This window comes from Streptomyces sp. SID5464 (assembly GCF_009862985.1).
GTDB lineage: Bacteria > Actinomycetota > Actinomycetes > Streptomycetales > Streptomycetaceae > Streptomyces > Streptomyces chartreusis_D.
Genome location: NZ_WWIQ01000076.1, coordinates 66,066 through 77,038 on the forward strand (window position 1 = coordinate 66,066; position 10,973 = coordinate 77,038).

A 10,973-nucleotide genomic window follows, 5' to 3' on the forward strand; every position below is an offset into this window, starting at 1 on the left:
GGGTGGCGTGTGCGGTGGACGCCGGGGGTATGTTCGGTCGCGGCCTGCGTGGTCTGCCGGGCGGTGGCCTGTGCGGTCGGCTGCACAGCAGCGTGGCCGGGACGGCGTGCCGGTGTGCCAGGGGCGCGTTCGGGGGTGCCACGCGCGTGCCTGATGGCGGCCTGCCCCGTCCGTGCGGTGCGGCCTGCAGGGTGGGCGGTACAGGGCCCCTCCGGGAGAGGCCCCTTCACGGCGCGTCTAGGGGGCGTCTCCACCGCCCGTGCCCGCGGACAGTGGGAGCACCGCCGGGCGGTGACGCCCGCCGTACCGTCCGTAGCGTGGACCGGCGCCGCGCCCCGTCCGGCCGTCCCGTAGATTTCCTGGTGAGCGACCGAATCGACGCGAGGGGACGGACGGCGACGTGGCAGGGGCAAGGCAGGCCGTGGGCGAGGCCCGCAGGATCGTCGTCAAGGTCGGGTCCTCCTCGCTGACCACCGCCTCGGGCGGCCTGGACGCGGACCGCGTGGACGCGCTGGTCGACGTGCTCGCCAAGGTCCGCAGCGGCGGCGAGCGCGAGATCGTCCTGGTCTCCTCCGGCGCCATCGCGGCCGGCCTCGCCCCCCTGGGCCTGCGCCGCCGCCCGAGGGACCTCGCCCGGCAGCAGGCCGCCGCCAGCGTCGGCCAGGGCCTGCTGGTCGCCCGCTACACCGCCTCCTTCGCCCGCTACGGCGTCGGCGTCGGCCAGGTGCTCCTGACCTCCGACGACATGAGCCGCCGGGCCCACCACCGCAACGCCTCCCGCACCCTGGACAAGCTCCTCGCGATGGGCGCGTTCCCGATCGTCAACGAGAACGACACCGTCGCCACGGACGAGATCCGCTTCGGCGACAACGACCGCCTCGCCGCCCTCGTCGCCCACCTCGTCCACGCCGACCTGCTGGTCCTGCTGTCCGACGTGGACGGCGTCTACGACGGCGACCCCGGCAGGCCCGGCACCTCCCGCATCGCCGAGGTGCGCGAGCCGTCCGATCTCGCGGACGTCGAGATCGGCAGCGCGGGCAAGGCCGGCGTCGGCACCGGCGGCATGGTCACCAAGGTCGAGGCCGCCCGGATCGCGGCCGCCGCCGGCATCCCCGTCGTGCTCACCAGCGCCGTCCACGCGGCCGACGCCCTGACCGGCCGGGACACCGGCACCTACTTCCACCCCACCGGCAAGCGCTCCGCGGACCGGCTGCTGTGGCTCCAGCACGCCTCCACCCCGCAGGGCGCCCTCACCCTGGACGACGGCGCCGTCCAGGCCGTCGTGGAGCGCCGCAAGTCGCTGCTGCCGGCCGGCATCGCCGCCGTCGAGGGCGAGTTCAGCGCCGGTGACCCGGTCGAGCTGCGGGACCGCACGGGGCACGCCGTGGCCCGTGGGCTGGTCAACTTCGACGCCAAGGAGATCCCGAGGCTGATCGGCCGCTCCACCCGCGAACTGGCCCGTGAACTCGGACCCGCGTACGAACGCGAGGTCGTACACAGGGACGACCTGGTGCTCCTGCACCCGTAATGTGTCGAAACATCCGCCCCCGGTGGTGGACGTTCCGCAAAACCGCCACGCGAACCCTTGCGGCCTGCTCAACTTTGTCCCGGGGACATGTTCCGCAGCAGCGCCACTGTGCAAAGGAGGCCGTCGTGAGACGAGTGCGCCCTGGGGCCGCGGCGTCCCGTGGTGGTGCCGGCTCCCGCGCGGCCGGTGAGGAGCGGGCCCTGACGAGCGTGGCAGCGGGGGACCGCTTCGAGGGCGAGGAGCCCGGTGACACCCCGCGCCTGTGGCACGTCACCCTCAGCGTCTCCGGCAGGGAGGCCCCGATCACGGAGGTCCGGCGCGCCCTCGAACAGCTCGCCCACGACCACCCCTTCCTCCTGACCAGCCGATACGCGGTCGACCACGCGGAGATCCGCTACTGGGAGGAGGCCCGCGACCTGCACGACGCGGCCGCCGTCGCCCTGCGCCTGTGGGGCGAGCACCGGCAGACCGCCGGACTGCCGCCCTGGGAGATCGTCGGCCTGGAGGTCATCGACCGCGTGACCTACCACCAGCGCATCGCCGAGGGCTACGGGCCGCCGCCGGCGTCACCGGTCGGAGTTCATCCGTTCTGACCTCCGCGGGAAGTGTCTCGGGAAGCGTCTCGGGGTGTGGAACGAGCGGTGTAGGGTCCCGCCCGGCACACTACGCTTCCCTCATGACCACGCTTTCGCCGTACGACTCCATGTCCCCGGTCACCGAGGCCGCCTACCGCGCCAAGGCCGCCGCCGCGAGCCTCGCGCCGCTGCCGCGGGCCGACAAGGACGACGCGCTGCTCGCCATCGCCGACGCGCTGGAGGTCCGTACGAGCGAGATCGTCGAGGCCAACGCCAAGGACGTCGCCAAGGCCCGCGAGGCCGGCATCAGCGAGGGCATGATCGACCGGCTCACGCTCACCCCGGAGCGGGTCCGCGCCATCGCCTCCGACGTGCGCGACGTCGCCGCGCTGCCCGACCCGGTCGGCGAGGTCGTGCGCGGCTCCACGCTGCCCAACGGCATCGACCTGCGCCAGGTCCGCGTGCCCCTCGGCGTCGTCGGGATCATCTACGAGGGCCGGCCGAACGTCACCGTCGACGCCGCCGCCCTCTGCCTGAAGTCCGGCAACGCGGTCCTGCTGCGCGGCTCCTCCTCGGCGTACCAGTCGAACACCGCCCTCGTGCGCGTCCTGCGCGACGCCGTGGGCGGGGCCGGGCTGCCCGCCGACGCCATCCAGCTCGTGCCCGGCGAGAGCCGCGACAGCGTGCGCGAGCTGATGCGCGCCCGCGGCCTGGTCGACGTGCTGATCCCGCGCGGCGGCGCCTCGCTGATCAACACGGTCGTCCAGGAGTCCGTCGTCCCGGTCATCGAGACCGGCACCGGCAACTGCCACGTCTACGTCGACGCCCAGGCCGACCTCGACATGGCCGTCGAGATCCTGATCAACTCCAAGGCCCAGCGCGTCGGCGTCTGCAACGCCGCCGAGACCCTGCTGGTCCACCAGGACATCGCCGCCGAGTTCCTGCCGCGGGCCCTGGACGCCCTGGCCGACACGGGCGTCACCGTGCACGCCGACGAGCGCGTGATGGCGTACGCCAAGGACTCCAAGGCCACCGTCGTCGAGGCGACGGCCGAGGACTGGGAGACGGAGTACCTGTCGTACGACATCGCCGCGGCGGTGGTGGACTCGCTGGACAAGGCCGTCGAGCACATCCGGCTGTGGACCTCCGGCCACACCGAGGCCATCGTCACGACCTCCCAGCAGGCCGCCCGCCGCTTCACCCAGCTGGTCGACTCGACCACCGTCGCGGTCAACGCCTCCACCCGCTTCACCGACGGCGGCCAGTTCGGCTTCGGCGCCGAGATCGGCATCTCCACGCAGAAGCTGCACGCCCGCGGCCCGATGGGCCTGCCCGAGCTGACCAGCACGAAGTACATCGTCACCGGGGACGGGCACGTGCGGCGCTGAGCCGCCTGCCAGGAGTATGTGAAGCGGCGCATGCGTGTGCGGCAGGGGTGAACGGGCCGGGCGTGCGCCGTGCGGCACCCCGTGAACGCCGTCTCAACCGGCGGATGAATTTGCATACCGTCTGCCCAAAATGACCCCCCAGGTCTACTCTGGAACCGTGCCGGAGGACGTGGGGGGCACGCCGTTTCCTGACGGCCGGGAGCCCGACGACGACCACGACCGCGGGGTGTCGGACGAAGAGTTCGCCTCCGTGGTCTTCGACGAGGCCTTCGTACGCGCGGCCGTGGTGCACGAGCCGACCGCCGTGGAGCGCCTCCTGGCCGCCGCCAAGGCGAGAGCCGAGGCCTCCGAGGCCGAGGCGCGCCGCGCCCACTCCAGAGGCGAGCGGTACGACGACGGGTACGGTCACGGCGATTTCGGCCATGATCCCGAGTTCGACGAGCTGGACGACCCCGACATCCTCGAGGACCACTACGGCGGCACGGGGCCCTACTCCAAACAGGTCCGCTGGCACCGTCCCGTCGCCTGGCTGCTCGCCGTCGTGATGGGCGTCGGCATGGTCGCGCTGGCCTTCACGGCGGTCTACCGGGGTGCGTCCTCCAACCGTGAGGAGCCCGTGCCGGCGCCCACCTCGACCGGCCTGGAACAGGGCAGCGGGGCGGCTCCCTCCGCTTCCGCCGACTACTCCCAGCCGGCCGTCTCGGTGATCCCGCGCACCCCCTGACCGGAACCCGCCCGTCCTGGTGAGTACCTGTCAGAACTTGTGGTGCGGCCGGGCGTTTACCCGAGCTTCCGGAGACCTACCCTGAAGATATGGGCGGGCCTGGAGACCCACCTGAGGGGACACCAGAGGGCGCTCCCGGAGGTGGAGAGGACGAGTATCGATCCGTCGTCTTCGACGAGTCGTTCGTCCGTGCTGCCCGCCTCCAGGAGTTCTCCGCGCAGGAGCGCATCGCCGACCACGCGCCCGCCGTGCGACGCCGGCCGCCCCTGCGCCGGGGCCTGTCCCGGCAGGCACTGGTCCTGGTCCTGCTGATCGCCCTCGCCTTCGGCACCGCGATCTACATGGGGGTACGCCACCCCTACCAGACCCCCGCCGCCCGGGAGTCCGCCGAGCCCCTGCGGATGACCGTCATCCCGCTCGCCCCCGAGGGCAAGGTGCCCGGCACGGCCGACCGGGCGTACCTGTACGAGCGCAGCCCCGCCGCGCAGTTCAAGAGCGGCGCGGAGGGCGTACCGCTGCCCGCCTCGCGGCGCACCTCGCACTTCTCGGACAGCCAGGTCGTCAGCGCCCTGACCACCGCCAAGGACTACATCGTCCGCTCCGCCCTCGACCCGGACGTGCTCATGGGCGGTGAGGTCCGCGCCGTCCGGCTCCTGCTGGACCCCGACCAGCTGGACCAGTTCGACCAGAGCTTCGCCCGTCCCACCGCGGACGGACGCCACGCGCCCACCGGCTGGCTCGTCCGCTTCGACCCCTCCCGCGCCGAGCTGGCCGACCGCAAGGTGCGGGTCCAGGGCACGCTCCAGGCCGCCGAGGTCGACTCGTCCACGCTTGAGGTCACCGCCGACCACACGCTCGTCTACGCACTGAAGCCCGCCGGGGCCGGTGCCAAGGCCGAGGTGTCCCTGTTCACCGTCCGGCGCGAGCTGCACTTCCGCTTCGACCGCGACGACCTGCGCCTGCACCAGGGCCAGCTCGTCGTCTCCTACGTCCAGGCCGGGCCGCTCTCCTGCGCCGAGGACTCCACGAACCACCTGCGGCCTCTCCTGGCCGGCCAGACGGCCAAGGAAGGCGGCCCCGCCGGCACGGACCCCTACGCCACGGGCAGCGCCACGGCCCTGTGCGGCACGCTGGCGACCAGCGCGCAGCCGAGGGTGTGAGACGGGCTCTCCAGGGCGCCTCAGCTGTCGTCGCGCGGCGGCTGTTCGTCTCCCGGGGAGTCCGACGGGCCCGGCGTCTCGGGGTCCCGGGGCGGCTTCTGAGCCGAGTTCGTGAAGCCGCCGAAGCCCCGGCGGACGCGGTCGCCCAGGTCGCCGGCGCCACCGGCGAGGTCCGTGACCAGCTTCATCAGCGGGTCCTTGGAACTCTTCACATGTGTCGTGTAGTGGTTCGCCGAATCCCGCCAGGAGTCCCGGACCGAGGTGTCCTTGTCCTCGTCGCGCCGCGGGTAGTGGCCGTCCATGATCCGCTGGTGGTCCCGGGACTCGGCCCACTTCTTCAGCTCGGCCGCCCGCACGGTGGTGAAGGGGTGGGAGCGCGGCAGCACGTTCAGGATCTTCAGCACCGAGTCGCGCAGGTCGCCCCCGGCCTCGTACTCCTCGGCCTGCTCGAGGAACGCGTCCACGTTCATCTCGTGCAGGTGGTTGCCGCCCGCGATCTTCATCAGACCCCGCATGGACGCCTGAAGGTCCTGCCCGACGAGCAGCCCCGCCCGGTCCGCGGACAGCTCCGACTTGCGGAACCACTCCCGCAGCCCGGTCACGATCGCCATGATCGCGAGGTTGCCCAGCGGGATCCAGGCGACCCGGACGGCGAGGCTGGTCAGGAACAGCAGGATGGTCCGGTAGACCGAGTGCCCGGACAGCGCGTGCCCCACCTCGTGGCCGATGACCGCCCGCATCTCCTCCTCGTCGAGCAGCTCGACGAGCCCCGTCGTGACCACGATGATCGGCTCGTCCAGACCGATGCACATCGCGTTGGGCTGCGGGTCCTGGTTCACGTACATCGGCGGGACCTTCTCCAGGTCCAGGATGTAGCAGGCGTCCCGCAGCATCACGTTCAGGTGGGAGAACTGCTGGTCCGACACCCGCACCGAGTCGGACAGGAACAGCAGCCTCAGACTGCGCTCGGGCAGCAGGCCGCTGAGCGCCTTGAACACCGTGTCGAAACCGCTCAGCTTGCGCAGGGCCACCAGGGCGGAACGGTCGGCCGGGTGCTCGTACGTACGCGAGGAGATTCCGGGGAAGCGCCTGCGCTGCCTGCTCGGCACGTGCTCGTGCCCGTGGTGCTCGTGGCCGTCGGACATGTCTTCCCCCATGTGCGTCTGTATGACCTTTGCGGCCCCTTGTGCGGCCTTTTGCTTCCCCGAGGCAGAGCCCAGCCTAGGCGGAGTTACGGTGGTCGGGCAGTACAGCGAAGGAGACCACCGCCATGGAGCACCACCCCGCAGCCGCCTGGCTCGCCGAGGCCGCGACCGCCGCCGAGCGGCAAGGAGGGCCGGGGATGCTGCGGTACGTACTGCTCGTGATGATCGTGGGCTGTGTGCTGACCGGGTGGTTCCTGCTGCGCGGCTACAGACGGAAGGACGACTGAGGCACCGGGAAGGTTCCCCGCCGGACCCCGGGAACGGGCCGGGCGGGACCGCGCACCGGCTCCGTGTCACGAAGAGGCGGAGTCGGGGTGATCGCGGCCGGGGCGCCCGCTTACGATGAGCCGACGTCTTTAACCCGCCCACACGCGATAGGTCCTGCCGAAGATGAGCTTCCACAGCACCGCTGCCCAGTTGGTCACCCTCGCCGCCGAGGGCGAGGAGCACGGCGGTAACCACGAGAGCCTCAGCCCCTACCTCACCGGTGGTGGCGCCCTCTTCGCCCTGCTGCTCCTGCTGTGGATCACCACCCGCTTCAACCGCGACCGCTGAGCCCGGCCGGGCGCCCCGGGGACCACAGGGGCGGCCGGGCCCCTCAGGAAGGGCCGGTAGGGTCTGCACGCATGGGAGAGCAGGACATGCCTACCGGTCCGGCGAACGAGACGCCGCACGACCCGGCACAGGACACGGCGAGCGGCACCGAGCGACACTCGGAGCCCCGCCGTGCCGCCACGGCGCACCGCCAGATCGACGGCCCCGGAAACGGCCGGCCCCAGCTGGGCAAGCGCCGCCTCGGCGTCATGGGCGGAACCTTCGACCCGATCCACCACGGGCACCTGGTGGCGGCCAGTGAGGTCGCCGCGGCGTTCCACCTCGACGAGGTGGTCTTCGTCCCGACCGGCCAGCCCTGGCAGAAGAGCCACCGCAGCGTCTCCCCGGCCGAGGACCGCTACCTGATGACGGTCATCGCGACCGCGGAGAACCCGCAGTTCTCCGTGAGCCGCATCGACATCGACCGCGGCGGCCCCACCTACACCGTGGACACCCTGCGCGACCTGCGCGCGCTCAACCCCGACACGGACCTGTTCTTCATCACCGGCGCCGACGCGCTCGCCCAGATCCTCACCTGGCGGGACAGCGAGGAACTGATCTCGCTCGCGCACTTCATCGGGGTCACCCGGCCCGGCCACCACCTGAACGACCCAGGACTCCCGGAGGGCGGCGTCTCCCTCGTCGAGGTCCCCGCCCTCGCCATCTCCTCCACGGACTGCCGTGCGAGAGTCGCCAACGGCGACCCCATCTGGTATCTGGTGCCGGACGGAGTCGTGCGCTACATCGACAAGCGCGAGCTGTACCGCGGCGAGTGAGCCGAGAGGGGCACCGGTGAACGACCGATACGACCCGGGGTACGGGGACGACCAGTACGAGCTCGTCGGCTACGACGAGTACGGCCAACCTGTCTACCGGCAGGTCCAGGCCCAGCAGCCCCAGCAGCAGGCGTACGACTCGTACGCCCAGCAGCAACAGCAGGGCTACGGCTACGACCCGTACGCCACGGCCGGGCAGCAGCCCCCGCCCGCGTACGACTACGGCACGGGCCGGCAGCAGTCCGGCTACGGCTCCTACGACCCCTACGCCTCCGGGCAGCACCAGGGCGGCACGGCGTCCCACGACCCGTACGGCCAGGCCGCGGCCGGCGCCGGTACGGCCCAGCAGCCCCGCGTCGCCGAACAGACCGCCCACATCCCGCAGCAGGCGGGCCCGGCCGACGACGAGGAAGTCCGGGACGGCCATCAACGGGAACAACGGGAGTACCACACCGAGCAGTTCGCCTTCGTCGAGGAGCCCGACGACAACTCCGAAGACGTCATCGACTGGCTGAAGTTCACCGAGAACCGCACCGAGCGCCGCGAGGAGGCCCGGCGCCGCGCCCGCAGCCGGATCGTCGCCTTGGTCGTCGTCCTCGCGCTCGCCGCGGTCGGCGGCGTCGGTTACCTCTGGTACGCGGGGAAGCTGCCCGGCCTGTCCTCCGACGACTCAGCGACGGGCACGGCAACGGCCGCGGGCGCCCAGAAGCGCGACGTGATCGTGGTCCACCTGCACGACACCAAGGGCGGCGGCACCGCCACGGCCCTCCTCGTCGACAACACCACCACCAAGCGGGGCACCACCGTCCTGCTGCCGAACTCCCTCGCCCTGACCAGCGACGACGGCACCACGACGACGCTCGCCAAGTCGGTCGAGGACGACGGCTCCGACGGCACCCGCGACGCGCTCGACACCGTCCTCGGCACCGACATCGAGGGCACCTGGCGCCTGGACACCCCCTACCTCCAGAACCTCGTCGACCTCGTCGGCAACATCGACGTCGACACCGACACGGCCGTCCCCGACCCCGACGCCAAGAAGAAGGGCGAGGCCCCCCTGGTCAACAAGGGCAAGGCCCAGACCCTCAGCGGCAAGATGGCCGTCGCCTACGCCACCTACCGCGCCCCCGGCGAGGCCCAGAACGCCCAGCTGGAGCGCTTCGGGCAGGTCCTGCAGGGCGTACTGCGCAAGATGTCCTCCGACCCGCAGGCCGCGACGACCACGATCCAGACCCTGGCGCAGATCCTGGACCCGTCCCTGACCGACAAGGACCTCGGTTCCTTCCTCGCCGGGCTCTCCGACCTCGCCAAGGGCGGCGACTACCGGACGGACCTGCTGCCCGTCCAGGCCGACGGCACCCTCAGCGCCCAGGCCGGCGAGGGCGTGGTCAAGAACGTCCTCGGCGGCACCGCCAAGAGCCCCGACAAGGACGCCGCCGTCAGCGTCTCCGTGCAGAACGCCACCGGTGTGAAGGACAACACGGAGAAGGCCCGCGTCGTGCTCCTCAACGGCGGCTTCACCTTCCTGGAGGGCGGCACGGCCGGCTCCGCCCGGGCCACGTCCAAGGTCACCTACGCCGACGCCGCCGACAAGGCCGACGCGGCGGAGGTCGCCAAGACCCTGGGCCTGCCCGCGGGCTCCGTCACCAAGGGCAAGATCTCGGCGAGCGCCGACGTCGCCGTCGTCCTCGGCCAGGACTACAAGCCGTCGTCCGACTAGCCGGCAGGAGTGTGCCCCCCACGCGGTCGACGTAATCGCGTGGGGGGCGCGCGGCGGTCCGTGAGACCCTTGGTGGCAAGTGACCGCCGACGGAAAGCCTTGTAGTGACCGTGACCGACCGCTCTCACGAGCTGATCAACACCGCCGCCCAGGCGGCCGCCGACAAGCTGGCACACGACATCGTCGCCTACGACGTCAGTGACGTGCTGTCCATCACGGACGCCTTCCTGCTGGCCTCCGCGCCCAACGACCGCCAGGTCAAGTCGATCGTCGACGAGATCGAGGAGCGCCTCAGCAAGGAACTCGGCGCCAAACCGGTGCGCCGCGAGGGCGACCGCGAGGCCCGCTGGGTGCTGCTCGACTACGTCGATATCGTCGTCCACGTCCAGCACAGCGAGGAGCGCGTCTTCTATGCCCTGGAGCGGCTGTGGAAGGACTGCCCCGAGGTGGAGCTGCCCGAGGACGCCAAGGCCACCCGCGGCAAGGCCGAGGAGCACGCCAAGCTGCGAGCGGCCGAGGAGGCGGCGGAGCTGGACGGTGACTGGCGGTGACCTCCTTCAGTGAGACGTCCACCGGCAAGGGCCGGGGCCGCCGCATCATCCTCTGGCGGCACGGCCAGACCGCGTGGAACGTGGAGCGCCGCTTCCAGGGCACCACGGACGTCGAGCTCACCGAGACCGGCGTCGCCCAGGCCCGGCGCGCGGCCCGGCTGCTGGACGCCCTGAAGCCGGACGCGATCGTCGCGTCCGACCTGAAGCGGGCCGCGAACACGGCCGCCGAGCTCGCCGCGCTCACGGGCCTCGACGTGACCCACGACGAGGCGCTGCGTGAGACCTACGCGGGCGCCTGGCAGGGCCTGACGCACGAGGAGATCATCGCCCGGTACGGCGACGAGTACGCCGCGTGGAAGCGCGGCGAGCCGGTGCGCCGCGGTGGTGGCGAGCTGGAGACCGAGGTCGCCGACCGCGCCGCCCCCGTGGTGCTGCGGCATGCCGAGAAGCTCCCCGAGAACGGCACGCTCGTCGTGGTCAGCCACGGCGGCACCATCCGCACCACCATCGGCCGCCTCCTCGCCCTGGACCCCCACAACTGGGAGACCCTCGGCGGACTCTCCAACTGCTGCTGGTCCGTCCTCGGTGAAGGCGCCCGCGGCTGGCGCCTGCTGGAGCACAACGCCGGCACCCTGCCGGAACCGGTGCTCGGCGACGACGACTGACCCCCGGATTTCACTTTCCGGCAGGTCGCAGGCTAAAGTTCTTCTTGTTCGCCCCGCCAGCGGAGACGAACACGAGGGGCTATAGCT

12 protein-coding genes and 1 tRNA gene (1 of these 13 only partly in view) are annotated in these 10,973 nt (G+C 71.8%); 12 read left to right on the forward strand and 1 reads right to left on the reverse strand.

The window, feature by feature from the left end; all coding sequences use genetic code 11:
• Positions 1 to 421: 421 nt before the first annotated feature.
• From proB to GTY47_RS37745, 5 genes are all read left to right on the forward strand, one after another.
• A complete protein-coding gene (proB, locus tag GTY47_RS37725; protein WP_010041959.1) occupies positions 422 to 1,528 on the forward strand; it encodes a glutamate 5-kinase in 1,107 nt (368 codons plus the stop codon).
• A gap of 134 nt (positions 1,529 to 1,662) precedes the next feature.
• On the forward strand, positions 1,663 to 2,121 hold the full coding sequence (locus GTY47_RS37730; RefSeq protein ID WP_010041961.1) for a hypothetical protein: 459 nt from the start codon (positions 1,663 to 1,665) through the stop codon (positions 2,119 to 2,121).
• Positions 2,122 to 2,204: 83 nt separating this feature from the next.
• Positions 2,205 to 3,491, forward strand: a complete 1,287-nt coding sequence (locus tag GTY47_RS37735) for a glutamate-5-semialdehyde dehydrogenase (protein ID WP_010041963.1) — start codon at positions 2,205 to 2,207, stop codon at positions 3,489 to 3,491.
• 130 nt (positions 3,492 to 3,621) lie between these two features.
• The gene (locus GTY47_RS37740) at positions 3,622 to 4,215 is read left to right on the forward strand and encodes a hypothetical protein (protein ID WP_010041965.1); all 594 of its coding nucleotides are present in this window, start codon (positions 3,622 to 3,624) and stop codon (positions 4,213 to 4,215) included.
• 89 nt (positions 4,216 to 4,304) lie between these two features.
• Positions 4,305 to 5,375, forward strand: coding sequence for a hypothetical protein (locus tag GTY47_RS37745; RefSeq protein WP_010041966.1), 1,071 nt, complete (start codon positions 4,305 to 4,307; stop codon positions 5,373 to 5,375).
• Positions 5,376 to 5,395: 20 nt separating this feature from the next.
• Here GTY47_RS37745 and GTY47_RS37750 read toward each other — a convergent pair whose 3' ends face one another.
• Entirely contained in the window at positions 5,396 to 6,520 is a 1,125-nt protein-coding gene (locus GTY47_RS37750) for a M48 family metallopeptidase (protein WP_029181312.1), read from the reverse strand.
• 125 nt (positions 6,521 to 6,645) lie between these two features.
• Between GTY47_RS37750 and GTY47_RS40535 the strand changes: the two genes are divergently transcribed.
• The 7 genes from GTY47_RS40535 to GTY47_RS40545 all read left to right on the forward strand — a co-directional run.
• The gene (locus tag GTY47_RS40535) at positions 6,646 to 6,807 is read left to right on the forward strand and encodes a hypothetical protein (RefSeq protein ID WP_010041969.1); all 162 of its coding nucleotides are present in this window, start codon (positions 6,646 to 6,648) and stop codon (positions 6,805 to 6,807) included.
• Positions 6,808 to 6,970: 163 nt separating this feature from the next.
• Positions 6,971 to 7,135: a hypothetical protein gene (locus GTY47_RS40540; RefSeq protein ID WP_010041970.1), complete on the forward strand. Its 165-nt coding sequence runs from the start codon at positions 6,971 to 6,973 to the stop codon at positions 7,133 to 7,135.
• Between the two features lie 71 nt (positions 7,136 to 7,206).
• Positions 7,207 to 7,950: a nicotinate-nucleotide adenylyltransferase gene (gene nadD / locus GTY47_RS37755; protein WP_029181313.1), complete on the forward strand. Its 744-nt coding sequence runs from the start codon at positions 7,207 to 7,209 to the stop codon at positions 7,948 to 7,950.
• 16 nt (positions 7,951 to 7,966) lie between these two features.
• On the forward strand, positions 7,967 to 9,670 hold the full coding sequence (locus tag GTY47_RS37760) for an LCP family protein (protein ID WP_010041974.1): 1,704 nt from the start codon (positions 7,967 to 7,969) through the stop codon (positions 9,668 to 9,670).
• Between the two features lie 104 nt (positions 9,671 to 9,774).
• The gene (rsfS, locus tag GTY47_RS37765) at positions 9,775 to 10,221 is read left to right on the forward strand and encodes a ribosome silencing factor (protein ID WP_010041976.1); all 447 of its coding nucleotides are present in this window, start codon (positions 9,775 to 9,777) and stop codon (positions 10,219 to 10,221) included.
• The gene (locus GTY47_RS37770; protein WP_078602871.1) at positions 10,212 to 10,886 is read left to right on the forward strand and encodes a histidine phosphatase family protein; all 675 of its coding nucleotides are present in this window, start codon (positions 10,212 to 10,214) and stop codon (positions 10,884 to 10,886) included. The genes rsfS and GTY47_RS37770 overlap by 10 nt, the downstream gene beginning before the upstream one ends.
• A gap of 75 nt (positions 10,887 to 10,961) precedes the next feature.
• Positions 10,962 to 10,973, forward strand: a tRNA-Ala gene (locus tag GTY47_RS40545) (it continues 185 nt past the right edge of the window).